The sequence below is a fragment of the Deinococcus sp. AB2017081 genome, from assembly GCF_034440735.1.
Lineage (GTDB): Bacteria > Deinococcota > Deinococci > Deinococcales > Deinococcaceae > Deinococcus > Deinococcus rufus.
On record NZ_CP140098.1, the window covers coordinates 482,501 to 509,462 of the forward strand.

Annotated in this window: 24 protein-coding genes and 1 tRNA gene (1 of these 25 only partly in view); 9 read left to right on the plus strand and 16 right to left on the minus strand. The window is 71.8% G+C overall.

What is annotated here, in order from left to right:
• Positions 1-349: the 3' portion of a hypothetical protein gene (locus tag U2P90_RS02345; protein ID WP_322473633.1), read on the plus strand. It extends 152 nt beyond the left edge of the window; the window shows 349 of its 501 coding nt (coding positions 153-501); its start codon lies off the left edge, out of view; the stop codon is at positions 347-349.
• Positions 350-413: 64 nt separating this feature from the next.
• Here U2P90_RS02345 and U2P90_RS02350 read toward each other — a convergent pair whose 3' ends face one another.
• Positions 414-728: a hypothetical protein gene (locus U2P90_RS02350; RefSeq protein WP_295817968.1), complete on the minus strand. Its 315-nt coding sequence runs from the start codon at positions 726-728 to the stop codon at positions 414-416.
• A 191-nt stretch (positions 729-919) separates the two neighbouring features.
• On the opposite strand from U2P90_RS02350, the gene U2P90_RS02355 reads away from it, so the two are divergent.
• Entirely contained in the window at positions 920-2,194 is a 1,275-nt protein-coding gene (locus tag U2P90_RS02355; protein ID WP_322473634.1) for a hydroxyacid-oxoacid transhydrogenase, read from the plus strand.
• A 138-nt stretch (positions 2,195-2,332) separates the two neighbouring features.
• On the opposite strand, the gene U2P90_RS02360 is transcribed toward U2P90_RS02355, so the two are convergent.
• On the minus strand, positions 2,333-2,926 hold the full coding sequence (locus U2P90_RS02360; protein WP_322473635.1) for a uracil-DNA glycosylase: 594 nt from the start codon (positions 2,924-2,926) through the stop codon (positions 2,333-2,335).
• A gap of 4 nt (positions 2,927-2,930) precedes the next feature.
• Positions 2,931-4,850 carry an acetate--CoA ligase gene (locus U2P90_RS02365; RefSeq protein ID WP_322473636.1) on the minus strand — a complete coding sequence of 640 codons (1,920 nt, stop codon included), beginning with the start codon at positions 4,848-4,850 and terminating at the stop codon, positions 2,931-2,933.
• A gap of 270 nt (positions 4,851-5,120) precedes the next feature.
• Between U2P90_RS02365 and ddrC the strand changes: the two genes are divergently transcribed.
• From ddrC to U2P90_RS02380, 3 genes are all read left to right on the plus strand, one after another.
• Positions 5,121-5,831, plus strand: a complete 711-nt coding sequence (ddrC, locus tag U2P90_RS02370; RefSeq protein WP_322473637.1) for a DNA damage response protein DdrC — start codon at positions 5,121-5,123, stop codon at positions 5,829-5,831.
• A gap of 65 nt (positions 5,832-5,896) precedes the next feature.
• Positions 5,897-6,952: an LptF/LptG family permease gene (locus tag U2P90_RS02375; protein WP_380101334.1), complete on the plus strand. Its 1,056-nt coding sequence runs from the start codon at positions 5,897-5,899 to the stop codon at positions 6,950-6,952.
• 16 nt (positions 6,953-6,968) lie between these two features.
• Positions 6,969-8,069: an LptF/LptG family permease gene (locus U2P90_RS02380; protein WP_295817981.1), complete on the plus strand. Its 1,101-nt coding sequence runs from the start codon at positions 6,969-6,971 to the stop codon at positions 8,067-8,069.
• Positions 8,070-8,109: 40 nt separating this feature from the next.
• Here U2P90_RS02380 and pta read toward each other — a convergent pair whose 3' ends face one another.
• From pta to U2P90_RS02410, 6 genes are all read right to left on the minus strand, one after another.
• Positions 8,110-10,260, minus strand: a complete 2,151-nt coding sequence (gene pta, locus U2P90_RS02385; RefSeq protein WP_322473638.1) for a phosphate acetyltransferase — start codon at positions 10,258-10,260, stop codon at positions 8,110-8,112.
• A 43-nt stretch (positions 10,261-10,303) separates the two neighbouring features.
• Entirely contained in the window at positions 10,304-11,491 is a 1,188-nt protein-coding gene (locus U2P90_RS02390; protein ID WP_322473639.1) for an acetate kinase, read from the minus strand.
• A gap of 23 nt (positions 11,492-11,514) precedes the next feature.
• Entirely contained in the window at positions 11,515-11,958 is a 444-nt protein-coding gene (tsaE, locus tag U2P90_RS02395) for a tRNA (adenosine(37)-N6)-threonylcarbamoyltransferase complex ATPase subunit type 1 TsaE (protein WP_322473640.1), read from the minus strand.
• Positions 11,959-12,101: 143 nt separating this feature from the next.
• Positions 12,102-14,084: a hypothetical protein gene (locus U2P90_RS02400; protein WP_322473641.1), complete on the minus strand. Its 1,983-nt coding sequence runs from the start codon at positions 14,082-14,084 to the stop codon at positions 12,102-12,104.
• On the minus strand, positions 14,084-15,703 hold the full coding sequence (locus U2P90_RS02405) for a hypothetical protein (protein ID WP_322473642.1): 1,620 nt from the start codon (positions 15,701-15,703) through the stop codon (positions 14,084-14,086). The genes U2P90_RS02400 and U2P90_RS02405 overlap by 1 nt, the downstream gene beginning before the upstream one ends.
• A complete protein-coding gene (locus U2P90_RS02410; RefSeq protein ID WP_295817941.1) occupies positions 15,700-16,431 on the minus strand; it encodes a roadblock/LC7 domain-containing protein in 732 nt (243 codons plus the stop codon). Before U2P90_RS02410 ends, U2P90_RS02405 begins: the two co-directional genes overlap by 4 nt.
• A 141-nt stretch (positions 16,432-16,572) precedes the next feature.
• Between U2P90_RS02410 and U2P90_RS02415 the strand changes: the two genes are divergently transcribed.
• Positions 16,573-16,649 (plus strand) — tRNA-Arg (locus U2P90_RS02415).
• 66 nt (positions 16,650-16,715) lie between these two features.
• On the opposite strand, the gene lepB is transcribed toward U2P90_RS02415, so the two are convergent.
• Genes lepB through U2P90_RS02430 form a run of 3 tightly spaced genes read right to left on the minus strand, consistent with a single transcriptional unit; the run spans position 16,716 to position 18,036 of the window.
• Positions 16,716-17,396 carry a signal peptidase I gene (lepB, locus tag U2P90_RS02420; RefSeq protein ID WP_322473643.1) on the minus strand — a complete coding sequence of 227 codons (681 nt, stop codon included), beginning with the start codon at positions 17,394-17,396 and terminating at the stop codon, positions 16,716-16,718.
• Positions 17,393-17,722, minus strand: coding sequence for a hypothetical protein (locus tag U2P90_RS02425; RefSeq protein WP_295817937.1), 330 nt, complete (start codon positions 17,720-17,722; stop codon positions 17,393-17,395). Before U2P90_RS02425 ends, lepB begins: the two co-directional genes overlap by 4 nt.
• Positions 17,719-18,036 (minus strand): PadR family transcriptional regulator, encoded by a 318-nt coding sequence (locus U2P90_RS02430; RefSeq protein ID WP_322473644.1) that lies wholly within the window; start codon positions 18,034-18,036, stop codon positions 17,719-17,721. Before U2P90_RS02430 ends, U2P90_RS02425 begins: the two co-directional genes overlap by 4 nt.
• An 87-nt stretch (positions 18,037-18,123) precedes the next feature.
• Here U2P90_RS02430 and U2P90_RS02435 point away from each other — a divergent pair, with 87 nt between their 5' ends.
• Positions 18,124-18,624, plus strand: a complete 501-nt coding sequence (locus U2P90_RS02435) for a DinB family protein (protein ID WP_322473645.1) — start codon at positions 18,124-18,126, stop codon at positions 18,622-18,624.
• Here the strand turns inward: U2P90_RS02435 and U2P90_RS02440 are convergent.
• The 3 genes from U2P90_RS02440 to U2P90_RS02450 are packed head-to-tail and all read right to left on the minus strand — an operon-like array spanning position 18,608 to position 20,688.
• Positions 18,608-19,240 (minus strand): HAD family hydrolase, encoded by a 633-nt coding sequence (locus U2P90_RS02440; RefSeq protein WP_322473646.1) that lies wholly within the window; start codon positions 19,238-19,240, stop codon positions 18,608-18,610. The two genes, U2P90_RS02435 and U2P90_RS02440, sit on opposite strands and share 17 nt — an antisense overlap.
• A gap of 40 nt (positions 19,241-19,280) precedes the next feature.
• Positions 19,281-19,451, minus strand: coding sequence for a hypothetical protein (locus U2P90_RS02445; protein WP_295817926.1), 171 nt, complete (start codon positions 19,449-19,451; stop codon positions 19,281-19,283).
• Positions 19,452-19,506: 55 nt separating this feature from the next.
• On the minus strand, positions 19,507-20,688 hold the full coding sequence (locus tag U2P90_RS02450) for a S8 family serine peptidase (protein WP_322473647.1): 1,182 nt from the start codon (positions 20,686-20,688) through the stop codon (positions 19,507-19,509).
• A gap of 83 nt (positions 20,689-20,771) precedes the next feature.
• Here U2P90_RS02450 and U2P90_RS02455 point away from each other — a divergent pair, with 83 nt between their 5' ends.
• Positions 20,772-21,551, plus strand: a complete 780-nt coding sequence (locus U2P90_RS02455; protein ID WP_322473648.1) for an SDR family NAD(P)-dependent oxidoreductase — start codon at positions 20,772-20,774, stop codon at positions 21,549-21,551.
• A gap of 46 nt (positions 21,552-21,597) precedes the next feature.
• The gene (locus U2P90_RS02460; RefSeq protein WP_322473649.1) at positions 21,598-22,686 is read left to right on the plus strand and encodes an App1 family protein; all 1,089 of its coding nucleotides are present in this window, start codon (positions 21,598-21,600) and stop codon (positions 22,684-22,686) included.
• 215 nt (positions 22,687-22,901) lie between these two features.
• Here U2P90_RS02460 and rnr read toward each other — a convergent pair whose 3' ends face one another.
• Positions 22,902-26,942, minus strand: a complete 4,041-nt coding sequence (rnr, locus tag U2P90_RS02465; RefSeq protein WP_322473650.1) for a ribonuclease R — start codon at positions 26,940-26,942, stop codon at positions 22,902-22,904.
• Positions 26,943-26,962 lie beyond the last annotated feature (20 nt).

The following is a 26,962-nucleotide window of genomic DNA, read 5'->3' on the forward strand; positions in this document are numbered from 1 at the left end:
CAGCAAGTACCACTTCATCGAGGAGTGCAAGGAGGCGGCGGCCGACGCCGAGACCCTGACCGTGAGTGCAGGGGGGCAGGCCATTCCCCTGAAGACGCTGGTCACGCAGAGTCGCCCCCTGGCGACCGGCGAGCGCATCGGCAGCAGCCTGGAAGCGCCGTCGGCGGCGGTCGTGAGCGGGACACAGCCCCTGGACGGCGGCGGCTGGACACTCACTGGCGTGCCCGTGACCATCAGCGTGATCGGCAAGACGACCACGCCCCTGGGCCAGCTGCCCCTGCAGTGCGCCTACGACAAGAAGGCCGGGAAGACCACCGCCCAGCTGCAACTGCCCGGCCAGGGCCAGTAACTCCAGAACAGCGTTTCATGCCCGCGCCGCGTCCCACCCGGGGGCGCGGCGCGCTCCCTGTGCCCTACATCACGACATCGAGCCCGCTCAGGCACTCCTCGGCAATCGCGCGGGCCAGGGGATCGCGGGTGGCGCGGGCGTAGCTGACCCCCAGGTGCAGGTGGTGCTGGCCGCCGCGCGACCCGACGAGTTCCAGGGTCTGGTAGAACGCCAGATGGGTGTGTGCCAGCAACACGTCCCGCGTGCGCTCGGGCGGCAGGACGCGCAGCAGGGACAGCGCTTCCTCGTAGGCGTCCAGGGCACGGCGCTGGTCGCCCTCGACGGCCCACTCGCGCCCCAGTTGCAGGGCGCGGGCGGCGGTCAGGTAAGCGCTGCGCATGGCCGGATTCTACGGCACGTCCGCTGACGTGCGTGCCGGTCTGGAGGGTCGGGAGGAGTGGCCAGCACGGGTTCTGGACTGCCCCCGCTGGTCTGCACCAGCCGGACGCCCGGCCGGAGCGGGTGTTAGCCTGCCTGTACCCACATCGGAAGACGCGCCGGGCCGCCTGCTGCCGGTCGCCGGAGGTCAGCATGGACACCGCAGACAGCACGCCCCGAGAGAGCATCTTCACCATCGAGGCCACGCCCGTGAAATTCGGCCCCGGCGCGGGCACGGACGCCGGGTGGGAGCTGACGCGGCTGGGCGTGCGCCGCGCCTTTGTCGTGATCGACCCCTATGTGCAGGCCGCCGGGATCGCGCAGGGCGTGCTGGACAGCCTGCGGGCGGCCGGGGTGGACACGGTGCTGTACGACGACGTGGACACCGAGCCGGATCTCTCGGCCCTGAACCGCGCCGTGCAGGCGGCCCGCGCCGCCGACCCGGACGGCTTCGTCGCCATCGGGGGGGGCAGCGCCATCGACACCGCCAAGGTCGCCAACCTGCTCACCACGCACGGGGGCGAGATCATGGACTGGGTGAACCCGCCCGTGGGTGGGGGGCGCCTGCCGCCCGGCCCGCTGCGGCCCCTGCTCGCCATTCCCACGACCTCTGGCAGCGGCTCGGAGGCGACGACGGTGGCGATCGTGGATCTGCCGGAACTGGGGATCAAGTCCGGGATCAGCCACCGCACGCTGCGGCCCGCTCAGGCCATCGTCGATCCGGAGCTGACGCGCACTGCTCCGGCCGCCGTGACCGCAGCGGCCGGGCTGGACGTGGTGTGCCACGCCGCCGAGAGCTTCCTGAGCCGGCCCTACACCACCCGCCCGCGCCCGGAGTCGCCGGCCTTCCGGCCCCCCTACCAGGGCAGCAACCCGGTCGCCGACGTGTGGTCGGCCGAGGCGCTGCGCAGCGGCGGGCGGTATCTGCGCCGCGCCGTGCAGGGCGGGGATCTGGAGGCGCGCGGCGCGATGATGCTGGCCGCCACCATGGCCGGCGTGGGCTTCGGCTCGGCGGGCGTGCACATCCCGCATGCCTGCGCGTATCCCATCGCAGGGCTGCGCCACCACGCGCACCCGGACGGCTACCCCGGCACCAAGGCATTCATCCCGCACGGGTTCAGCGTGATCGTGACCGCGCCCGCCGCGTTCCGCTACACCTTCGACGCCGATCCAGCCAAGCACGTGCGGGCCGCCGAACTCCTGACCGGCCAGCCGCAGGAACCAGATGACCGCGACGCCCTGCCGCGGGCCCTGACGCACCTAATGCAGGACGTGGGTGCCCCCACCCGCCTGCGCGACCTGGGCTATTCGGCAACGGATCTGCCCGCCCTGGTGGACGGTGCCCTGAAACAGCAGCGTCTGCTGGCCGTGGCCCCCCGCACGCCGGATCGCGCTGCTCTGGAGGGCATCCTGAGGGCGTCGCTGTAGGAGCGGGAGACGTGCGATCCGTTAAATGGGCCAGGGACAGTCTTGTCTAGAAGGGTGATGAGCGACGTGCCGCCGCCAGCTTCCAGATCAAGTGAATCTGAACTGTCCCAGTGCTGGAGCATCGTTCGCTTAGCGATTTCAGGGTTGCATGCTGAGGTATCGCTGCACAGTTCTCAGCGCTGCCAAGGCGTCATCCCGTGCATATGGCCGGGTGTTGAAATTCTGGGGGCTGGGATGAGGCATGGCGAACGTGGTGAGGTCGCTTCCAATACCTTGCCAGGCTCGCTGGGCATGTTGGCCGACAAGGACGACGGCTTTCAGGTGTGGCAGCAGGGTTAACAGGCGTCGTGTGGCTGGCAGGGCTTCCTGATGACTGGCCCGATCCGGAGTCACGACCCCGGCAGCGCTCAGCTGCCACGGCACCACGTTCCACAGGGCGAGGTCTTCGCGGCTCAGCCCGGACTCGGTGATCAGAGTGTGCATGTTCGCAGCGGTGCCGTCCGGGTTGTCCATCGAAATGAAGCCGGTATCGCTGACCCGCGGGCCCGGCGATTCGAGCAGGAACAGCACGCGGGCGTTCACGCCACCGTCGGCGGGGTCGAAGTGGGGCACCTCCCGCCCGTCCGTCCGCAGGCCCTCGGCCCAGGTGTTGATGGGCTCGACGTGCGGTTCCCAGGCCCGCTGGCGGCGGGCCTCCCGTTCGGTCTGCTGTCCCAGGGTGCGTGGAATCATCGAGTTACCCCTCCAGCGTCGTCAGGTCGCCGGGATCCTGGCCCAGGGCCTGGGCACGCAGCACGCGGCGCATGATCTTGCCGCTGCGGGTCTTGGGCAGGGCGGTCACGACCCGGATCTCGCCGGGCGTGGCGATCGGTCCCAGTTCCCGCCGCACGTGCTCGCTGATGCTGGCGCGCAGGCCCCGCCCGACCTGATCCTCGAAGCCACGGCGCAGGATGACGTGCGCGATGATGCTCTCGCCCTTGAGGTCGTCGGGAATGCCGATCACGGCGGCCTCCGCGACGGCGGGGTGCGACACCAGGGCGTCCTCGACGTCGGCGGAGCCGATGCGGTGCCCGGCGACGGACAGGACGTCGTCGGCGCGGCCGAGAATGGAGATGTACCCGTGTTCGTCGCGCATGGCGAGGTCGCCGGAGAGGTACCCGGCGGGGTTCTCGTTCCACACCTGCGCATACTTCTCGGGGTTGCCGTGGATGCCGCGCATCATGGCGGGCAGGGGGCGGCGGATGACCAGGAAGCCCTGCTGGCCGTCCGGCAGCGTGTTGCCGGCCTCGTCGACCACGTCGGCGTCCACGCCGGCCAGGGGGCGGCCCACGTAGCCGGGGCGGGCGGGCCAGCGCGGGTGCGTGCCCAGGGTGGGCGCGCCGAGTTCGGTCTGCCACCAGTTGTCGATGACCATGGCGTGCGCGTCCTCGCCGGTGCCGCCGCCCAGGTGTTCCTGCGCCCAGCGCCACGCCTCGGGGTTCAGGGCCTCGCCGGCGCACGCGATCACGCGCAGGGAACTCAGGTCGTGGGAGTTCACGACGTCCGCGCCGAGTTTCATGAACAGGCGCAGGGCGGTGGGCGCGGTGAACAGCACGTTCACGCCGTAGTCCTCGACCGCGCGCCACAGCACGCCGGGGTCCGGGAAGTCGGGCGCGCCCTCGCGGAACAGGGCGGTCGTGCCGGCCACGAGCGGGCCGTACACGATGTACGAGTGGCCGACGATCCAGCCGATGTCGGAGGTGCAGAAGAACACGTCGCCGGGCTGCACGTCGAAGAGGGTGCGCAGGTGGTACGACGTGCCGACCATGTACCCGCCGTGCGTGTGCAGCACGCCCTTGGGTTTGCCGGTGCTGCCGGACGTGTACAGCAGGTACAGCGGGGCCTCGGCGCTGACGGGCACGGCGGGCGCGCGGCCGTGCGTGAACAGCGTTTCCCACGCCACCGTGCGGGCGTCGTGCTCGCGCTGGTGCTCCTTGATGCGTTCCCACAGCACGAGGTGCTCGACGCCGCCCAGTTCCGCGATGGCCTCCGCGACGATGGCGTACAGGTCGACAAGCTTCCCGCGCCGGTATCCGACGTCGGCGGTGATGACGACCCGTGCCCCCGCGTCGGCGATGCGGTCGCGCAGCGCGGACACGCCCAGCCCGGCGTACACCACCGAGTGCACCGCCCCGATCCGCGCGCACGCGAGCATGGCGATGGCCCCCTCGGGCGTGAGGGGCATGTAGATGACGACCCGGTCGCCCGGCCCCACGCCCAGGTGCCGCAGGCCCGCCGCGGCGCGCTCCACGGCGGTCAGCAGCATGCCGTAGGTGTACACGGTGGGCTCCCCGGTCTCGGGCAGCCAGATCAGGGCCGCGCGGGTGCGGGCCTCGCCGCGCGCGTGCCGGTCGAGGGCGTTCACGGTGATGTTCGTCTCGCCGTCCGCGAACCACGTGAACTCCGGGCCCGTGCCGTCCGCCTGCGGGCCGCCGAGGCCCTGCGTGGGCACGCGCGTCCACTCATAGCCCTGGGCCTGTTCCAGCCAGAAGCCGTCGGGGTCGGCCGCCGCGCGCGTGAGGTCGGCGTCGATGTCGCTGTGGAGGCGGGCGGTGACGCTCGCGGGCGCGGGGACGCGGTCAGGCTGGGGCGCGTGCGGGGCGGCGGGATCGGTCATGGCGAAGCCTCCGGGGCAGGGAGCAGGGCGGGGTCTGGGTTGTGGATGTGTTTGGGGTCAGTGTAGTGCGCGCGGAGGCCAGCCGCCCCACCGGGCGCTACCCGCGCGGGGACACGTGGTCGAGAAGGGGGAAGCAGATGAGGATGCGGTGGGAGTGCCTGCTCGGGCTGACGGAATGACTGTCCTGGACGTCGTTCCCGCTCACCCGATAATGAAGCTGGAGTCAGCTTATGATTATGCTATTGGCGTAATCTATGCTAAGATATTCGCATGAAGAACGCTCCGCTGACCCTCGATTTCGGCACCGTCCGGCTGCCCATCAGTGCCGACGGACGGCTCCATGCCCCCACTGCCCTGACCCAGCTCGGCGTCGCCGACCGCGAGTGGACGGTGCTGGCGCAGGAACACGACCTGAACGACGAACCCCGCGACTTCGGCGCGGGACTGGAACCCACCGTGGGTGTCCCGGACTTCGTGCGGCTGGCCTTCACGCTGGAGACCCCGCAGGCCCGGCGCTGGCGGAAGCGGGCGCAGGAACTGCTGATCCGCGCCATGCAGGGCGACGTTCGGCTGTCGGCCCAGATCGCCGAGCGCAACCCCGACCCCGAGGCCCGGCGCTGGCTGACCGCCCGCCTGGAGAGCACCCACGCCCGCCGCGAACTGATGAGCACCGTCGCCCGCCATGGCGGCGGGGGCAACGTGTACGGCCAGCTCGGCTCGATCAGCAACCGCAGCGTGCTGGGCACCGACAGCGCGACCATCCGCCGCGAGCGGGGCGTGAAGGCGACCCGTGACGGCCTGAGCAGCACCGAACTGCTGCGCCTGGCGTACCTGGACATGGCCACCGCCCGCGCCATCCAGGAGAAGGGAGCGCAGGGCAACGACGCCATCCTGAAGCTCCACCAGTTCGTCGCCCGGCGCGAGCGGCTGGGCTGGGAGACCCCGCTGCCCGCGATGCCGCTGCCGAATCAGGCCGGCTGACCGGCATTCACCTTCCGGGGGCAGGGGTCGATTCCTCTGCCCCGTCCTCATGCCGGCCCGCTAGAATCCGGCGCGTGCCGCTGCTCACCCGCTCCGTCCTGAAGGAGGTTCTCCGCTGGTATGCGGCGGGCATCGCGCTGTTCATGATCCTCCAGATGGCCGACGCGCTGAGCAGCACCGTCGCCAACCTGATCTCGTACCGTGCGCCGCTGGAAAAGGCCGCCTTCGCGTTCCTGAGCATCCTGCCCAGCTTCCTGAACAAGGCGCTGGTGCTGGCGGTGGCCTTCGCCATCCTGCTGGCGTTCTCGCGGATGCAGCAGGACAGCGAACTCAAGGCCATCAGCGCGGGCGGCATTCGGCCGCTGAATCTGGTGTGGCCGCTGGCGCTGCCCTTCGCGGTGGTGGGTGCCCTGGCCTTCTTCAACGCCGACCGGCTGGTGCCCGCTGGCCTGGACATCTGGCAGAACCGGGCGTGGTACGACATTTATGGTCAGGGGCCGCCCGCTCCCAGCCAGGACACGTACACCTACGCGCCCGCCGGGGCGCTGTACTACGCGGGCCGCGTGACCAACGACGCCGGCGGCCGGGTCGCGCAGCTCCAGGGCGTGATGGTGCAGCGCGGCGACGAGACGATCACGGCCAGCAGCGGCACGTGGGACACCGGCAAGCGCACGTGGACCCTCCAGAATGCGTGGATCGTCCGGCCCGGCCAGAACCCGGTGCAGCAGCTCCGGCCGCTGGTGATTCCCCAGGGCGACACCCTGGCCCCGCCCGTGCGCGACTCGCGGGAACTGGTCACGTCCGAGCTGCGCCGTGCCCTGGGCAGTGACCGTCTGGACGCCACGCAGCGCCGCGAGTACACCTTCCAGCTCGCCACGCGCTACGCCGATCCCCTGACCGCCATCGTGTTCGCGCTGGCGGCGGGGGTGCTGGGCCTGCTGATCCGCAGCCGGGCGGCGGCCTTTGCCAGCGTGGTCGTGTTCATCGCGCTGTTCTATGTGCTGTGGACGACCGCGCCGGGGCTGGCGCGGGCCGGGGCCATGGATCCCACGCTGGCCGCGTGGCTGCCGAACATGGTGTTCCTCGGGCTGGCGGGCGTGCTCGCGTGGCGGCTGCGGTGAGGGGGACGGCGTGAGGATCAAACGCTTCGAGGGCTATGTCCTCGACGAGATCCTGCCGCTGCTGTTCGGGGCGCTGGCGGCCGTGATCCTGCTGCTGGTGATCGCGCTGCTCTCGGACGTGATCGCGCCGCTGCTTGCCAAGGGGGCCAGCCCGGTGCTGGTCGCCCGCGCCGTCGCGCTGAACATCCCCGAGGCCGCCGCGACCGCGCTGCCCATCGCGCTGATGTTCGCCACGCTGCTGGGACTGTCGCGGCTGTCGGCCGACTCCGAGATCAAGGGAGCGCTGGCGAGCGGCATTCCGGCCACCCGCCTGTTCCGGCCGGTGCTGGGCCTGGGTCTCGCCGTGACCGTCCTCGCCTTCGCGCTGGGCGAGGGCGTCGTGCCCCGTGCCCGCGTGGAAGACCGCAAGGTCAAGCAGCAGATCGTGTTCGACAACCCGCGCGTGGTCGGCCTGGACGGCGCGGCCGGCGGGCAGAACATCGTGCTGCGCGACGCGCTGAACCGCGCGATCTCGGTCGGGCGCATCCTGCCGGGCGGGGAACTGCGCGACCTGCGGATCGTCGCCATGCAGCCCGGCCTGCCCCCCCGCGAGGTCATCACCGCGCAGCGCGGCCGGCTGGAGGGAGGCAACGTCCTGACGCTGGAGGCCGGGCAGCGCATCACGTATCAGGACGGCCGCCCGCTGACCATCCTGAGCTTCACGCGCGGCACGCTGCCGGTGCAGGACGTACAGGCCGATCTGGACACCAGCGGCGGCGCAGTGCGGGCCATCGACACGCCGCTGCCCGAACTGCTCGCCCGCACGCAGGCGTACCGGCAGCAGGGCGTGCAGGCCCCGGCCGAGTTCACGGCGCTGCACCTGAAATTCGCGCAGCCGCTGGCCGCCCTGGCGCTGGCCTTCTTCGCGGCGGCCCTGGCCGTGTTCAGCTTCCGCACGGGCCGCAATCTGGGGCTGGTGTGGGCGCTGCTGCTGAGCTTCGCGTACTACTCGACCTACAGCGTGTTCCGCGTCATGGGCGAGAAGGGGGCGCTGGCCGCCGTGCCCGCCGCCTACGCGGCCGACGCGATCGCCGTGGTGGCTGGGGTGGCCCTGCTGGTGCTGGCGCGGCGGCGGTAGCCGGGCGGGCGTGTCCTGAAGCCCTGTCTGGCGCGGACGCTCAGCCCGCCTGACCCGTGCCCCCGATCTCTGCCGGGGTCTGCGTGGCCTGAATCGCCGTCAGGGCGATCGTGTACACGATGTCGTCGACCAGGGCGCCGCGTGACAGGTCGTTCACGGGCTTGCGCAGGCCCTGGAGCATCGGCCCGACGGCGACTACGCCCGCCGCCCGCTGCACGGCCTTGTAGGTGGTGTTGCCGGTGTTCAGGTCAGGGAAGATGAACACGGTGGCCCGGCCCGCGACGGGGCTGTCCGGGGCCTTGGACTGGCCGACCGAGAGCACGGCGGCGGCGTCGTACTGCAAGGGGCCGTCCACGGTGATGTCCGGGCGGCGCTGGCGCACCAGGGCGGTCGCGGCCCGGACCTTCTCGACGTCCTCGCCGCTGCCGGACTCGCCGGTGGAGTAGCTGAGCATGGCGACCCGCACCGGAATGCCGAAGGCGCGGGCGCTGTCGGCCGACTGGATGGCGATGTCGGCCAGCGCCTCGGCGTCGGGGTTGGGGTTGATGGCGGCGTCGCCGTAGACCAGCACCTGCTCGGGCATGAGCATGAAGAACACGCTGCTGACCAGCGCCGCACCGGGAGCGGTCTTGATGAGCTGCAGCGCGGGCCGCACGGTGTTCGCGGTGGTGTGGATGGCCCCCGACACCAGCCCGTCGACCTCGCCCAGCGCGAGCATCATGGTGCCCAGCACGACGGTGTCCTCCAGCTGTGCCAGCGCCTGGGGCGCGGTCAGGCCCTTGGCCTTGCGCAGCTCGACCATCGGCTCGACGTAGCGTTCGCGCACCGTGTCCGGGTCGATCATCTCCAGGCCGTCCGGGATAACCAGCCCCAGCCCCTGCGCGACCTGGGCCACGCGCTCGGGGCGGGCCAGCAGCACGCAGCGGGCGATGCCCTTCTCGGTGCAGCGGATGGCGGCCTGGACGGTGCGCGGCTCGTCGCCCTCGGGCAGCACGATGCGCTTGCCGGCGGCGCGGGCCTTGACGATCAGCTCGTGGCGGAAGGCGCTGGGGGGCAGGCGGCGCTCGGCGTCCGGGCGGGCACGCAGGCGCGGCGTGAGCGGCAGCGTGTCCAGCCGATCCGCGATGAAGTCCAGCATCCGGTCCATGCGCTCGGGATCGTCGTGCGGCACGCGGGGGCTCAGGCGCGACAGGGCCGACGCGGTGTGGAAGGAATTGGTATTCACGCGCATGACCGGCAGGGAACTGGGCACGCCGGGGCCGCCCAGCGCGGCGGCGCACAGCAGGGCGATCCCGTCCTCGGGGACGCTGCCCGACGTGAACATCAGGCCCGCCAGCGGCACCCCGCTGAGGTGCGACAGCGCGGCGGCCATGACCACGTCCTCGCGGTCGCCGGGCGTGACCACCAGGGCTCCCGGCACGAGCAGGTGCGCCATCTTGGGGACGCTGCGGGCCGTGACGACCGTGCTGGTCACGCGGCGCGTGGTCGCCTCGCCCTCGTTGAGCACCTCGGCCCCCAGGGCGCGGGCCACGTCCAGCGTGCGCGGGGCCTGGAGTTCCGGCGACAGCGCCACCACGCCCAGCAGCGGCAGTTCGCCGCGGGCGATCACGGGGCTGCGCGACCGCAGTTCGGCCAGCAGCGCTCCGTAGTCCAGACCCGGCGGCGCGAAGTTCAGGACGTACCCGGCCAGCCCGCTGCCGTCGCTGCGGCGGTGCAGATTCGCGGCGATCTCCAGCTGGTCGACCAGTTCGGCGGCGCTCACGCCGGCCAGGGACGACACCAGCACCGTGTCGGCCCCCAGGTTGCGGGCCAGATCGGCATTCAGGCGGCCCGCGTAGGCATTGCGCTCGGTCAGGGCGAGCCCCTCGACGACCAGCACGTCGACCGGCGTGGCCCCGCCGTCCCCGGCCGCGTGCTGTGCCAGGGCGATGACCTCCTCCATCAGCTCCTCCTGCCCGCCGTGGCTGAGCAGGTCCTCGGCGCGGGTCAGGGCGATCGGGGCCGGGGGCTGGAGGTGGAAGGCCGTGCGGGCAAAGTGCACGGAGTCGTCCGGCACGGTCTCGTAGGTCTGCGCGATGGGCTTGAGGAAGGCCACGCGCAGGCCCTGGCGTTCGAGCGCCCGTGTGAGCCCCAGCGCGGTGCTGCTCAGGCCGACACCGCTCTGGGTCGGGGCGATCAATAGGGTCTGCATGTGGGCTCCTTGCGGATCAGGATGGAAGTCGGGGCAGGGGAGATCACGCGCCGGCCTCCAGGGCGCGGGCGGTCTCGCGGGCGATCATCCGTTCCTCGTCGGTGTTCACGACCAGGGTGGTCAGGCGGCCCGGGGCGCTGATCACGCCCGGCGTCCCGCGCACCGCACGGGCGTTCGCGTCGTCGTCGACGCCGGCCCCCAGCACGCCCAGGCGGGCCAGAGTCGCCGCCCGCACCGTCACCGAATTCTCCCCGATGCCGCCCGTGAACACCAGCGCGTCCACCTGTCCCAGCGCGACCGCCATGCCCGCCACGGCCTGGGCGAGCCGGTACACGAACACGTCCAGGGCCAGCCGCGCCCCCGCGTGCCCGCGTCCGGCGGCGGCCTCCAGCTCGCGCACGTCGCTCGCCAGCCCCGACAGGCCCAGCAGGCCACTCTCGCGGTTCAGGGCGGCCGTGACCTGATCCAGGCTCAGCCCCGCCTGCCGGGCGATGAAGTCGTGCAGGCCCGGATCGACGTCGCCGCTGCGGGTGCCCATGACCAGGCCCTCCAGCGGGGTCAGGCCCATGCTGGTGTCCACCGAGCGGCCCCCCTGCACCGCGCACACGCTGCATCCGTTGCCCAGGTGTGCCGTGACCAGGTTCAGCTCGGTCAGTGGACGGCCGAGCATCCGGGCGGCCTCCTGTGCCACCCAGGCGTGGGAGGTGCCGTGAAAGCCGTAGCGGCGCACGCCATGCTGCCGGTACCACGCCTCCGGCACGGCGTAGCGGTACGCGACCTCGGGCATGGTCTGGTGAAAGGCCGTGTCGAACACCGCCACCTGCGGCAGCGCCGGAAAGGCCTGCTGCGCGGCCTCGATGCCCGCCACGTTGGCCGGATTGTGCAGCGGGGCCAGCGCCGAGCACGCCCGGATGGCGTCCAGCACCTCCGGCGTGATCGTGGCGGGAACACTGAAGGCCTCGCCGCCATGCACGACGCGGTGCCCGATGGCCTGCACCTGTGCCCGCAGGCCCAGCTCGTCCAGTCCGGCCAGCAGCGCCGCGAAGGCCGCCGGGTAGCTGCCGCCCCCCAGATCCACCACGCGCCGCTCGCCGGACACGTCCAGCCGCAGCGCCGCGCCGGCTGTGCCCAGCCGCTCTGCCAGCCCCGTCACGGCCACCGCGCCGGTATCCGGTTCCAGCAGCGCCACCTTCACGCTGCTGGAACCGCAGTTCAGAACCAGAGTCCACATGCCGCCATTGTCCCAGGTTCGCCCTACCGCCGCCGCGTGACCCGCCGCACGTCACCTGCCGTGTCCACGTGTTCCAGCCGCAGCACCGGCGCGTCCGGCCAGTCGGCGTACAGGCCCTCGCCCCACTCGATCACGCTCACGCGGCTGCCTGCCACCAGCTCATCCAGATCCATCTCGTACAGTTCCGCGACGTCGCGCACGCGGTAGGCGTCCACGTGCAGCACCTGACCGCCCGGAGTGGGATAGACGTGCATCAGGGCGTAGGTCGGACTGGTGACGGTGTCCGTGAAGCCCAGTGCCGCGACCAGACCCTGGGTCAGGGTGGTCTTGCCGGCCCCCAGTTCACCCTCCAGAAACAGCACGCTGCCCGGCGGCAGGGCGGCGGCCAGCGCCGCGCCCAGCGCCCGCTGCGCGTCGTCGCCGGTCAGGATCCGGATCTCGTCCGGCGCGAGTGGAAAGCCGTCCATGCCCTCAGTGTGGCATGGGGCCCGGGCCCCGCCATGTCATACGGATTCCGTCCGAGTCCCGTGCATCCGGCGCTGTTCCGCAGGCACGTCCATCTTCCGGAGTCCGTCGTTTCTCCGTCTCTTCGGTCAGAGGCCGTATCGGCTCACGCGCCGTCCAGCCACGTGCCGGTGCGCTCGTCCAGCGCTTCCCAGTCCTCGGCGCGGCCCAGCCGCCAGGTCGTGCCCGAACGGCGGGCCGACCACACGCTCATGGTGTCGGCCATGTCCAGGCGGTGCAGTCCCAGCGCGTCGGCCTGCGCCAGCAGCGCGGCCATGCCCGTCGCGGCGGGATCGTTGAGCCCGCCGGTCACGCGCCCGGCGTGGATCGTCCAGGCGTCCTCCGGGATGGCCGGGGCCGGAACCGGAGCCGGGCCGCCGACGTGGTTCAGGCCAGCGAGCAGGTCGGTGACGGTGGCCGGGGGCTGGGCCGGGGCGGGCTGGGCTGATGCGGGCTGGGCCGCTCCGGTCGGCACGGACGTGCCCTCGCCGCCCAGGTCGAACACGCCCAGCAAGCCGCTCAGGGCGTCCTCGCCGAAGGTCGCTGTGACCTGCTGCGCCGCCTGGAACTCCGCCTGGGCCTCGGCCAGCAGGGCCTCGGCCTCGGTCAGGGTCTGGCCGTAGCGGGCCCGCGCCGAGGCGCTCATGGTGCCCAGCTTGCGCTGCGCCCGCAGGCTGTCGACCAGGCGCCCCAGTTTCTGGGTCGTTTCACCCGCCAGATGCCGCAGCGGCGCGTACTCGTGGATGACCGTGTCGGCGCGGAGGTCGAAGGCGTCGCGTTCCTGTGCCGCCGCCCCCATGTGTTTCTCGAGCAGCGTCCACAGCGGCCCCAGATCCATGTCCTCGCCCTGCGCGGAGCGGGCCCGGGCCTGTGCGATCAGCGGCTCGAGTTCCGGCAGCGAGGCCGGCAGCGCCCGGGCCGAGCGCTCCAGATCCAGCAGTTCCTGCTGTGCGGCCAGCCGGGACGCGTCCAACTGGCCGTCGCCCAGGGTGTCACGCGTGTTGCGCAGCTCCCGCAGCGCGTCGGTCGCCAGGTTGCCCAGTGCCAGCGTCTGCCGGACGGTATCCAGCAGCACGCGCACGCCCATCGCCAGTTCCCCGGACGCCGTGTGCGGCGTGAGCTGCGTTTCCAGCGCCGCGAAGTCCGCCCGCTGCTCGGCCAGCACCTCGTCGCGTGCGTCCTGGAGCTGTGCCCGCCACGCCTCGACCTCGGCGGCTCCCACCTGCCCCTCGCGCTGGCGGCCGGCCAGGGTCTGGTGCTGGGCGTGCAGGGCCGGTCGGGCACCCAGCAGCGCCGCGAACTCCCGCTCCAGCGCCATGAGCTGCTGCGCGGCGTGCTCCTGCTCCAGCGCCAGCACCCGCGCCTGCGCCTCCGGATCGAGTTCCGGGGGGGCCGCGCCGCTGCCGACGGTCTGGACGACCGACGACTCCAGCAGCTTGCGCAGCGAGAAGGTCAGGGTGCGGGCACGCTCGACCTCGGCGGGCAGCAGGGTGCCCTGCGACTGGGCCTCGTCGATCTGCCCGATCAGCGTCTCCAGCCGACGCACCTCGCGGCTGCCCATGCCCTGCACCCGCGTGAAGGCCGCGCGCATCTCCGCAAGGTCCTGTGCCTGCGCGACCAGGCTCTCCTGGAGCCGGCGCTCGAGCTGCACGACGAGATCCTGCCCCTCCTGCACCAGTCCCGCGACCGCGTGGCCCTGCTGCTCCTCCTGCCGGGCCACCACCAGCAGGCTGCGCAGCCGCTGCGTCTCCGGCCAGTCGAAGTACAGCGAGAACTTGCGGGCACCGTCCTCCAGCCCCTGGAGGGAGCTGACGGCCGGGGCGACCGCGCTGCGCTCCTGCGTGGCCTTCATCAGCTCATTCAGCACCTCCGACACGCGCCGCTTCGCCAGGGGCGCAGGCACGGTCAGCTGGAGGCGCTTGAACACCTCCTTCTTGAGGATGTCCTCCAGGGTGGGAATATCAAGTCCGGCGGCAGGAACACCACGGGTGTCGGCGGCGTCCTGCAGGATGCGCTCCAGGGCGCGGGGCGAGACCAGATCCCCCAGCATCTGCACGGGCAGGCGGTGCAGCTCGGACGGCGCGGACATCACAGATCCTCATCCCATTCCAGGCCGCCCTGTGTGGGATGACGGGTGCTGGACGGACTGCCCATCAGGCCGAACTGCTGGCACAGCCCCCGGAACCCGAAGGACATCAGGCCGATCGCCAGCGCGCACAGCAGTGCCCACAGCGGCAGGCCATACGCTCCCTGGAGCAGGCTCACGTTGACCGCGCCGCGCAGCGCTCCGGCGCCGGTGACGTCGCCCAGGGCGCCCAGCAGGCCGAACAGCCCCTCCAGGAAGACCGGCAGCAGCAGCAGACCCAGGCCGGCCATCACGGCCCGCCAGTAGGTGTTGCGTGTCCCGAAGGCCAGATTCAGCAGGTACAGCGGCACGACCGCCAGGGCGGCCAGCAGCAGGAACACCAGCACGCGCAGCCACCCGCTGAACGACCGCGCCACGCTGGACGACACGGTGTCCAGCGTACTCGCCGGACGCCCGGCGGCGGCGGCCTCCAGGTTCGCGGTCTGGGCGATCAGGGCCTGTACGTCCGAGACGCGCAGCGCCGAGCGCGCCTGCGCCGCCGACACGTTGAACACCAGATCGGTGTAGCCCCGTGCGGTGCGCAGGGAGGCCGGCACGGCCCGCAGCGCCATGCTCGCGCGGGCCAGTTCCGCGCGTCCGCCGGCGGCATCGCCGTGTCCGGTCGCGGCCAGGGCACGGCCCAGCGCGGCGTACAGCGGGGCGGCGTCGACCGACTGGGCGCTGGCCGTCTGGACACTGGCGCCGGCAGGGGTGGAGCCGCGGGCACCGGCCGGCGCGGTAGATGACACGACCACGGTCTGCTTCGTCGTGGCTGCCGGGCGGGTGCCCGTGGCGGCACTCGCCAGTGCCCGTGGCGCCACGGTGGCCGGTTCGGCGGTCAAGCTCGACACCAGGGTCGCTGTCCCCTGGCGCAGCTGATCCAGCGACGCCGCGAGTTCCGTGGTCTTCCCGGCGGTCAGCTGCCGCAGCGCGTCGCCGAACTGCGAGACCTGAAGGCCGCTCGCGTCCGCCGTGTCCTGCAGCACGGTAAACCAGCTCGTGGCGCGGGCCAGGTTCACATACGAGCCGGTGGTGCGCTCTGCCCGCGTGGCTTTCAGGGAGGACAGCACCCGTGACGCCGCCGCCCGCTGGAGCCGCCACGCGACCCGCTCCGGGCGACCGGCCTTCTGCTCGGCCAGAACGGCGCTGGCCCCCTGTGGACTGAGGCCGAACTCCCTGGTGAGCAGCTGGAGCTGCGCCGTGCTGTTGGCCGGACTGCTGACCAGCCGGGCGAGCGTCTGGTCGTACAGGGCCTTGCGCATCAGCCCGCGCGCGAGCATGACCTGGGCCTCCAGTTCGGCCGGCGAGCGGGCCAGTGCCGCCCGCGCCCCCGACAGCGCGTCGTCCAGCCCGGCGGCCAGCTGCCGGTTGCGCAGCGTGGGGCGCAGCTGCGTGAACGCCGCCCCGGCCGTGTCCAGCCGGGTGAGTGCCGCCTGCGCAGACTGGTTTCGGGCGATCACGGCGCCGTCCAGCCCGGCGGCCAGCTGCCGGTACGCAGCCAGATCCTGTGCGCCGGCCATGCCCAGCATGAGGGCCGCCGCCACCCCTGACGCGCGGATCCAGACCTGACGATTCCGGTTCATGCTGCCGCCTTCAACTGCTGGAGTTCCACAAGTAACCGCCCCACGTTCGATTGAGAATTCACGATGACCGCCACGCAGTACGCGCCCAGTGGACGCACGCACACGGTCTTGCCTCCAAGCTCGGCCGACATCAGGCGCAGCGTCCGCTGCTGGAACAGCAGCACACTGGCCGCCACGACCGCGCCCACGCCTGCCGGATCCCGGATGGCCCTCACCCGCAGCACCTCCCCGTTCGCGCGGCACACCATCACGCCCTGCACGCCGCTCAGGCGACCCAGGTTCTGCATCAGCTCCTCCTGTCCCAGCGGCGTATCCAGATCGTAGGACTGCCCCCCGGAACTCAGGGCGGAATCCGGATCCTCGAACTCGAAGTCGTCCACGTCCAGGCCCATCTGGCTCCAGCCGGTCGCCGTGACGTCAGTCTGCGTGTGATCCTCCCACGATGCGGAGGGCCCCGGCTGCGTGAACAGCGTCGGGGCCTTGACGTCGGTGGCCTCCAGCTGCCGCGACAGGCTGATCAGTTCCTGCCGGGCCCGGGCGTGCGGCAAGACGGTCGACAGCCGCGCCAGCAGCGGTCCCGACAGCACGCGCTGCATGTCGGCCCCGGACACGGTGTCGGGCGCAAGCTTCAGGTCACGCAGCGCCGTCCGGAGCATGCTCTCGGCCGCCCGCTCCGACACGAGGCGTTCAAGGGCACGCACAATCATGATGTAAACGGCGTTCGTCATGGGAAACCTCTGCCGAGTATAGGAACCCCCCGCTTACACTTTCCTCTCACCCACACTGGCCGCAGGGCCCAGCGGGGGGCGGCGGCCCCTGGTATACTCCCGGCTGCCCGGGCCGCGTCTTCCGCCGGCCGGCACCCCGATGCACCCGTAGCTCAGCTGGATAGAGCGGCCCCCTCCTAAGGGGCAGGTCTCGCGTTCGAATCGCGACGGGTGCACCAGCATCAACACGGACGAACCCCCACCGGACGCCTCTGGTGGGGTTCGTCCGTGTGCGGCCCTGGAGGTCACGGCCCGAACAGCCGGGGATTCCAGTGGGCCGCGCCCTGTGCCTGCGAACGATCTGGACGGTCACAGCCCGACGCTGCGGTGGCCGGGGCGACCAGCGGCCACACGCTCGCCACGGCGCGGCCGGCGATGTCGGCGGTGCTGACCGGGCCGAAGACGCGGCTGTCGAGACTGCCGCCGGGACTGCGGTTGTCGCCCATGACGAAGTAGGTGCCGGCGGGCACCGTGACCGGTGGCGTGTTGGCCAGGTCGCTCGCCGTGTCCTGGCAGCCCCCGCCCCAGTACACGGTCGTCTGGGATTCGTCCAGCGCCTGTCCGTTCACCGTCACGGTGCCGCGATCGACCTGCACGGTGTCGCCGGGCACGCCAACAATGCGCTTGACCAGATACGGCCGGTAGGCCCAGGGGAGGGTCAGCCCCCGGTAGCGGTGCGTCCACTCGCCCGGCGCGTCACGGGGCGGTTTGAACACCACGATGTCGCCCCGGTGGTACGTGCCCACGCCCAGCGTGTGTGCCCAGCCCTCCAGTCTGGGGATGACCAGCAGCTCGCCGTGCTGGAGACCGGGCCGCATACTCGTGCCGTCCACGCGCACGGCGGTCGCGGCGAACTGGGTGAACAGCAGCGCGACGACCGGGGGAGCCAGCCACTCACGCCACAGGCGGGCCAGCCGGGCAGTCATGGATGCGCCTGGGCGGGGGCAGGCGGCAGGGGATGACTGCCCTGGAGGGCGTACGCCGCCCCACCCAGCGCCCCCACCACGAGCAGCCCGCGCAGCACGTGGCCCAGCGTGTGCACCCGTGCCAGCCGCAGGGCTGCCGGCAACGCCGGGCCGGCGTCGTGCAGGGCGGCTGCCCAGGCCTGGGCCTCGCTCAGGCCGCGCAGCCGGGCGTCGAGCATGCTCTGGTGCAGGTGACCGTGCAGTTCGGCGCGAACGCGGCGGGCCGGGGCCGGGGCAAGCAGCACCGTCGCGCGGCGCAGGTAGCGCTGCACCTCGGGCGGCGTCACCACAGGCTCCGCAGGGCACGGTCGAAGGCGTGGTACGTGTCGCGCTTGCGGGCCAGTTCGGCGCGTCCGGCGTCGGTCAGGGTGTACGTCCGCACCGGGGGGCCGCCGCGTGCCGGCACCGTCTCGGCGGCGCTCAGATGACCGGCCCGTTCCAGGCGGTGCAGCGCGGGGTACAGGCTCCCGGCGTTCAGGGTGATGCGGCCGTCCGTGAGGGCACGGACACGCTTGGCGATGTCCTGGCCGTAGCCCCCCTCGCGCTCCAGCACGCTCAGCAGGATCAGGTCGAGGTTGCCCTTGAAGAGGTTCACGTCCACGGGTATCAGTATCTGATATCAGCATGTGAGCATGGTGGGCGGAGCAGACTCGGCCATGATCTGGCCCAGATAGGGAAGACTGTTGGCATGAACGATGACCTGCGGACGCTGTACCCATGGGTGAAGTTCTCGCGTGAGCGGCTGTTCGCGTGGGCCGAGGCGCTGCCGGGGGGCGTGTACACGCAGGAGCGCCCGGACTTCGCGTACGGCAGCCTGCGGAACGTGCAGGCGCACATCGCGGACTGCTACGCGGTGTGGGTGGGGGTGCGCGGCCTGGGCGAGCACCACGACTGGGTCGACACCACGGCCGTACACGACGTGGCGGCCATGCGCCGCGTGTATGCCGAGGTAGACGACATGATGGAGCGGGCCTTCGGGGCCTTCACCACGCCCGACGAGGTGTTCGGTCTCGCCGTCCGGGATGAGGTCTTACCGGTCACGCAGCGCTGGCTGGTCATGCATCCTATCACGCACGAGTTCCACCACAAGGGCCAGATGCTGACGATGGGCCGCATTCTGGGGCACCCGTACCCGCCGGGGCCAGACACCGATCTGGGCGTGCCGGGGGACGTCAGCCCACAGCCATGACCCGCCGGAAGTGCCGGACGCTGGTGTAGCGGAACGCCTGCCAGCCTGCCTCCCGCGCCGCCTGTACGTTGTCCCGGTTGTCGTCCCAGAAGACGAGGTGCGCGGCGTCGTCTCCCATGCGCCGGGTGACCTCGGCGTAGTACTCGGGACTGGGCTTGCGGTGGCCCACCATGCAGGAGGCGAAGTGCCCGTCCACCACGTCGCCCAGGCCCACGACCTCCAGCAGGTGCTTCGTGCGGTGGGCCTCCTGATTGGTCGCCAGGTAACTGTGCCAGCCCTGGGCGCGTAACTCGCGCACGGCGGTCAGCAGGGCACGGTTGGGGTGGTTCTCGGAGTCCAGCCACTCGTGCAGGAACTCGTCCGGCGTCTGGTCGCGGCCCAGCGCGGCGATGAAGTCCGGGAGGTGCTCCTTCAGGTCGCTCTGGCCGGTGCTGGCCGAATGGAAGGCCGTCTCGAAGAACTGGCGGGTCAGTGTGGGACTCTCGCGCCGCAGCCGCACGCCGAACCACTCGGGCGGGGTCACCAGCACGCCGTCCACATCGAGCAGCAGCACGTGGGTTCGTGGATCGGCGTTCAGGCGGGGTGGGGCGAGAACGCGGCGCAGGAGACGGGTCACGGCGTCCAGCGTACCGGAGGCCACAGACGGCGCTGCCGGTCTACTTGCCGTGCTTCGTCAGCCGCCACAGCGTGATGCCGTTGACGACCATCAGGAGGGCACACAGCCCCGCCATGACCCACTGCTGCTGCTGGACGAAGCGGATGGTCAGGATGCCCCAGCCGCAGATCAGGGCCGTGACCAGCCAGATCCGCCACGCGGGCGCGTTCACTTGCGGTGCTCCATGCCCCCAGCCTACCGTCCCAGGTGGCCGGTGACCGTGACCGTCACTTGCCGGCGCTGGAGGCCACAGCGAGCTTCACAGCCGCCTCGGCGTTCAGGGTGCCGCGCCCGCAGGTGTGGGCCGGCTCCGGGTCGCAGCGCCCACCGGGAAAGGGGATGGCGCTGCGCGTCAGATACGAGCGCAGCAGGGCCGGGCTCAGGCGGGGGCGCACGCTCAGGAGCAGGCTGGCGACCCCGGTGGCGTGCGGCGCGGCGAAACTCGTGCCGTTGGGTGTACGCTCCCCGCCGCCCCCCGTGACGCTGCTGGAGACGATGCCGTGGCCCTGCTCGCCGCCGGGCGCGGCCAGGGCCACCGCCCGGCCCCAGTTGGCATACGCGGGGCGCGTCCCGGCCTCGGTCACGCTGGTGACGGTCAGGACATTGCGGCACCCGGCGGGTGAGTAGCCGGCCGAATCTGCGCCGTCGTTCGCCGCCCCGGCGATCACCACGGCCCCCTTGGTCGTGATCACGTCGATGGCGGCCTGGATACGCGGGTCACAGCGGGTCAGGGGAATGAAATCTGCGTACAGGCTGAGGTTCAGCAGCCGCGCCGGGTTCGGATTGGCCGGCACGCCGGGAATGCTCATACCGACCGCCCACTTCATCGCGTCCACGAGATCCGTGGGATCGACCAGCCCGTCGGTGCCGGCCACGCGGATCTGCACCACCTTCGCCTGCGGATTGATGCCGACCATGCCCCGCCCGTCGCGCCCGGCGGCGATGATGTTGGCCACGACCTCGGCGTGGTAGGCGTACTCTCCGACGCCCGTGGCGTCCGGGTCGCGGCCGTCGCCGTCGCCGGAGCGGGCGGGGTCGCTCACGAAGTCATGGCCGTTCACCACGCGCCCGGACAGTTCCGGCGAGTTCACGTAGCCGGTGTCCAGCACCGCCACCGTGACCGGCCCGCCGGGAGCGAGGGCCCACGCCTGCGCCGCGTGGATCACGGGCAGGTTCCACTGCCGGGGATACAGGGGATCAGTGGGGATGGACTGGGCGGGGACGGTGGTCGGCAGCGGCTTGATGGCCGGCGCGGCGGGCGTGACCGGTGGAATTTCCGGCAACGCTGGCGTTGTCACGCCCGGCGGCAGTGCGGGAATGGGCACGAGCTTGATGGCCTGCGAGGCGGGCAGCAGGGCCACGCCGAGCAGGAGGCCCAGCCGCAGGCGGCGTCCGAACCTGCGCGGCACAGAGGAATCCTGACTCATTGCCGTCCAGTCTGCCGCCCCCGCCTGACGTGCGCCTGAGCGCCGCTTGCGGATACCATCACGTCATGACCGCTCCTGCCGCCGGCCCCCGTGTGATCGTCCTGACCGGCGCGTCCAGCGGCATCGGCCTGGCCACGGCGCGGGAACTCGCGGCGCGGGGGCACCGGCTGGTGCTCGCGGCCCGCCGCACGGAGCAGATCGCGGCGCTGGCCCGTGAACTCGATCCCACGGGTGTCCGGGTGCTGGCCGTGCCCACCGATGTCACCGACGACGCCTCGCGCCGGGCGCTGGTTGCGGCGGCCACCGGGCATTTCGGGCATATCGACGTGCTGGTCAACAACGCGGGCGTCACCGTCGAGCACGGGTGGTGGTGGGACGACGCCGACCCGCTGCGGGTGCTGCGCGTGAACCTGGAGGCCCCGGTGGAACTCGTGCGGCTCGTGCTGCCGGCCATGCGGGCGCGGGGCAGCGGGCACATCGTGAACATCGCGTCCGTGGCGGGCATCGTCGCCACGAACGGTCTGTACTCCGCGAGCAAGTTCGGGCTGCGCGGCTTCTCGCTGGGGCTGCGGCGCGAGCTGCTGGGCACCGGCGTGCAGGTCAGCATCGTGTCGCCGGGGTTCGTGAAAAGCGAGATGACCGCCAGCGCCCGGCTGCCCATGCCCGGGCCGGAGGTCGTGGCCCGCGCCGTCGCGGACGTGCTCTCTCGCCCCCAGCGCGAGGTGGTTGTGCCAGCAGCCTACCGGGCCCTCGCGTGGCTCGACCGTCACCTGCCGGCGCTGTCCGACACGCTGGTGAGCCGCGTCGTGATCCGGCGGCGCTACGGGCATGACAAGAAGATCTGAACATCTCCGGACTGCGCCGGCCGTGCCCACTTCGTAGACTGCACACGTGAACCCCGCCAGAACCGCGTTCCGTGCCCTGCTGCCCGTGCTCGAACGGGGCGTGAGTGCCCTCGACCGGTCGGCCAGCGCGTTTCTGCAGCCCCGCCGGGCACGCGGCAAACTGCTGCTGCAGCCCTATGTCGGCTGGGGGACACCCGGCCGCGTGGAGGTCTCCGGGCGGGTGCTGCTTCCGCGCACCATGCGCCCCCCGCAGACCGGCGATCCCCGGTTGCGCAATGTCCGGAACGCCCTGCGCCGCCTGTTCTCCCGCGAGGTCGGCGGCATCGGCGTGACCGGCACCCTGGACGGCGTGCCGGCCCGCGCCGTCAGCGATTCCGACGGCTACTTCACGCTGGTCTTCACGCTGCCCGAGCCACTCGGGGCCGGCTGGCACGAGGCCGCCCTGTCCCTGGATGGCCGCGAGGGCACCACCACCGCCCGCGTCCAGGTCGTCTCGCAGGCCCGCTTCGGGATCATCAGCGACCTCGACGACACCGTGATCCAGTCGGACGTGACCAGCGTGCCGCGCATGCTGCTGACCGTCCTGACCGGCAACGCCCGCACCCGCTCGCCCTTTCCCGGCGTCAGCGCCCTGTACCGTGCCCTGACGCACAGCGAGCACGAGCGCAACCCGATCTTCTACGTGTCCAGCAGTCCGTGGAATTTCTTCGACCTGCTGCTCAGTTTCCTGAGCTACCGCCACATCCCGCTGGGGCCGCTGTTCCTGCGCAACTGGGGCGTGGATCTGCTGGCCGGCCACGGCGGCTACAAGCACGAGGTGATCGAGCGCCTGCTGACCCGCTTCCCTGACCTGCCCTTCGTCCTGATCGGGGACAGCGGCGAGAAGGATCCGGAGATCTACGCCGAGGTCGTCCGCCGCCACCCGCAGCGCATCCTGGGCGTGTACATCCGCGACGTGACCGAGGCCCACCGCGACACGGGCGTCATGACCCTGCGCGACGAGGTGCGCCACACCGGGATCGATCTGGTGCTGGCGGCCGACAGCCTGAACGCCGCCGGCCATGCCATGAGCCTGGGCCTGATCACCCCCGACGGCTACCGGGGCGTGCTGGAGAGCGTGACGCGCAGCGCGTAGGTAGGGACGATTCCGATTGAATTGGTTGCTTGAACCGATGAAATCCGACCAGAGGGACTCGTAGAGCTGCGAAGCAGAGGAGGAACGACAGACCGGCTCCGCGTCATGGAGCCGCAACCGGTGCCGTCCCGGTTGTGGCGCAAGAGTGCGGAGTCGGGCTGAAAGGGGGGGCGGTGCCGATGTGGCCCGCCCCCCCTGTCCGTCTTCACTTCCGGTCAGCTCTCGCCGCCGCCACTCCCACTGCGGCGGCCCCGGCGGCGACGACGACGCTTGCCGCCCTCGTCGCCGGACGTGGCCTGGGCCGGAGCCGGGGCGCTGCTCGCCTGGGCACGCGGGGCGGCGGGCTGTGCCTGCCCGCCGGAACGGCCAGAGCCTCCGCCCCGGCTGCCGGCCCCACGCTCATGGGCACCCCGGTCGTTCCCGCCACGGGTGTAGCCGCGTCCGCGTTCCATAGTGCCGCCGGGCCGTCCGCCGCCCGTCCGCCCGCCGCCCCCCTGGGGGTCTTCAGGCGGCATGTTGTCCAGCGTCCAGTCCCCGAAGTACATGCGCTGAACGGTGATGTTCACGGGGCGCAGGTGCTCGTTGCGGGGGCGCTCCAGCGTGACCACGCGCCGGGTGCCGCGTCCGCCGCCGGAACCGCCCTGCCGGCCACCGCCCTCCATGGGCACGCCGCCAAAGGTGCGCTGGCGGCCCCCCGGTGAACCGGACTGCGGCTGTGTCTGAGCGCCGCGTGTGGGGCGGCCACTGCCGCGTTCCCGGCCACCCGTCCGGGCCGGGGCCAGGGCGCCACGGGCCGGCTCCGGATCGTCCAGCGTGAACTTGCGGGGCTCGCTGACCGGCACGGTCTCCAGGCGTTTCTGCTTTTCCTGTTCGCGATCCTCGCGGCGGCGGGCGCGGACTTTCACGGGTGAATCCATACTGTTCTCCTCCGGCATGGTGCCGGGCCTGTAGGCGGGATCCGTCGGATCGGCCAGCGTGAGGTCGGTCTGACGGGCCAGGGGTTTGACGGCCTGGATGGTGACGTTCACGCTGTCGCCCAGTCGGTAGGTGCGGCCCCGGCTGCGGCCCCGCAGGATCTGCGAGTCCTCCAGGTACACGTAGTAGTCGTCGTCCAGATGCGAGATGTGCAGCTTGCCTTCCACGCCGTTGTCGAGCGCCACATACAGGCCGCTGGCGGTGACGCCGCTCACGGTGCCGGGGAAGGACTCGCCCAGGTGCTCCTGGGCCCACTTGGCCTGGTAGTACTTGGTCAGGTCACGCTCGGCCTCGGCGGCGGTGCGCTCGCGGGCGCTGGTGTGGTCGCCCATGCCGGGCAGCCGCGCCTGGAGGTCGGCCACGGCGCGGGTGCCGGCCCGCAGTTCCCCACTGAGCACCCCGCGCAGCACGCGGTGCACCAGCAGGTCGGGGTAGCGGCGGATGGGCGAGGTGAAGTGCAGGTACTCCTCGAAGGCCAGTCCGAAGTGGCCCAGGTTCTCGCCCGCGTACTTCGCCTGCTGCATGGAGCGCAGCAGCAGCGTGTTCACGACGCTCTCGCGCGGGGTGCCACGAACCTGCTTGAGCACCGCCTGGTACGCCTGCGGGGTGGGTTGCCCGCCGGGGAACGAGAAGCCCAGCCGCCCGATCGCGTTCGTGACGTCCTGGAAGCGTTGCAGCGTGGGTTCCTCGTGGATGCGGAACAGGGCCGGCACCGAGCGCTCCAGCAGGTAGCGCGCGACGACCTTGTTGGCCAGCAGCATCAGATCCTCGATCATGCCGCGCGCCGTCTCCTCGCGGATCGGGATGAGTTCCATCCGGCCGTCCGGGCCGACGTCGACCTTGACCTCGCGCATCTTGAAGTCCAGCGAGCCCTCGCGCAGGCGCTTCTGGCGCAGCTTGGTCGTGATCTTCAGCAGCAGGTGCAGGTCGCCTTCGAGCATGCGGGCCGCGTCCGGCAGGGTGGCGGTCGCCTCGGAGTAGGCCTGCACCTCGTCGTAGGTCAGCCGGGCCTTGGAATTGATCACGCTGGGCGCGATCTGCACCTTCAGGATCTCGCCCTCGGCCGACAGCTCCACCAGGGCGGTCATGGTCAGGCGGTCTTCATACGGAACCAGACTGCACACGCCGTTGCTCAGGTGCTCGGGCAGCATGGGCAGCACGCGGCCCGGCAGGTACACGCTGGTCGCGCGGGCGTAGGCCTCCTCGTCCAGCGGGGAGCCCTCGGTCACGTAGTGGCTGACATCTGCGATGTGCACGCCCACCACGAAGGTGCCTTCCGGCGTGGGCTGGATGTGGATCGCGTCGTCAAAGTCCTTGGCGTCGCGGCCGTCCACGGTGAAGATGTTGAAGCCACGCAGATCCAGGCGGCCCTTCAGGGCCTCCTCGGGAATCGCGGCGGCGATGGCGCCCGCCTGGGCCTCGACCTCGGGCGGGAACGCGCCGCGCAGGCCGAACTTCACGATCACGGCCTCGGTCTCGGTGACGGGATCGTCCTCGGCCCCCAGCACGCGCACGACCTGCCCGAAGACCTCGTCCTCGCCGGTGTTCTCGGGCCAGTACAGCTCGGTGACCACGCGGGCACCGGCCTCCAGCCCCTCCAGGCCGTCGGGCAGCACCAGAATCCGGTGCCGGGCGCGGTGGTCGTCGGGTTTCAGGATCGGGTGCCCGTGGTGGAATTCCAGCGTGCCGACCAGCTGCGAGTACGCCCGCTGCACGATCCTGACCACACTGGCGCGGGGGCTGCCATCACCGCGCTGGCCCCGGCGCGGGCCGCCCCGGTTGCCGGTGTCGCCGCGCCCCTCCATGCGCACCAGCACCACGTCGCCGTTCCACGCTTCCAGGGTCTGCTCGGCCGGGATGTAGAAGTCGTCGCCGCCGCTGTCGGGCACCACGAAGCCGAAGCCCGCTGCCGATGCCTGGAACTTCCCGCGCACCAGGCTCATCGCCTCGGGCAGGCCGTAGGTCTTCTTGCGGGTACGGATGACCTGACCGTCCTCGGTCAGCTCGTCCAGCATGCGTTCCAGATCGCGCCAGTCCCCGATCCGGTCGAGCATCTGCCGCGTGAAGGTGCGCTCCAGATCCTTGACGTGCAGCGGCCGGCCCAGCTTGCGCAACTGCGCCAGGACGAGTTCCTGGGCAGGATCGGTGTCGGGCGTGGCGACCGTCTCGGGGGCCGCCGGGCGTTCCGGGCGGCCCTTGCGTTTCGCAGGGACAGGCGGCGCGGACTCCTCGCCGTCGTCGCCGGGCATGTCCACCAGCGGCCGGACATGCGCGTGCGCCACGCCCTGAGCCGCGCCGGTGGGGGCAGCCGTCGGCACGGCCTCGACCCCGCCCAGCACCTCGGTCAGCGGCGCGTCGGTCAGGGCGCGCTTGCCGCGTCCCCGGCGCTTGGGAACCTCCAGAATCAGCGGTTCGTCCGCCGGTGGGGGGGTGACCTGTTCGGCGTCCGGCGCCGCAGCCTCGACAGGCGTCGCCTCTGCCGGGGCTGGCATGGTCGTCCTGGCCTTGCGGCCCCGCCGCACGGGCGTCACCGGGGCTTCGGCCGGTTCGGTGGCAGCCAGATCGGCGGCGTCCGGAGCCGACGGCCCGGTCACTGGCTGTGCCGTGACCGTCTGCTCAGGCGCTGGATGCTCACGAACTGAGTGTTCAGCCGCCGGCTGTGCCGGGCGTTTGCCCCGGCCCCGGCGGGGAGAGGAATCGGCCGCGCTTACCGGGGTCACTTCCGGCGTCACGGGGACGTCGGCCACCAGGGCCGCTTCGGCGGGTTCGGGAGCCGGGGGCGTCTTCCGGGAGCGGCCCTTGCGGGGGGTCGGCTCCGGCGTGACGGTCGCGGTCCGGGGGGCTGGCTCGGCTTCCGGCAGCGTCTCGGCCGGCACGGGCTCAACAGGTGCTGGCTCAACCGGGACGGCCTCGACACTGGCCACCGGCGCCGCAGTCTTCTTGCGGCTCGGGCGGGCGGGTGCCGGGGCTGGAACAGTCGGCGTGGCCGCCTTCGCAGCCCTGGGCGTGCGCGGGCGGGTGGGGGTCACGGCCTCCGGAGTAGGGGTGCTGGTCTCCGTGGTGTCCGCAGCCGGGGCAGCGGTCTTTTTGCGGGCCGGCGTCTTCGCGGTGCTGGGGGCGGCCTTCGCGGAGGCCCGGCCGGTCGCCCTGGCCGGCGTGGGAGCCGCAGGCTCCGCCGCCTCGGAGGACGCTGCGGATGTGGGAGTGATGGGCTTGGTGGTCTTCTTGGACGTCGTGCGGGGCTTCGCCTCCGGCACCGTGTCCTGTTTTTTCTTAGGCATCAACGCACCTGGTCGTTCAG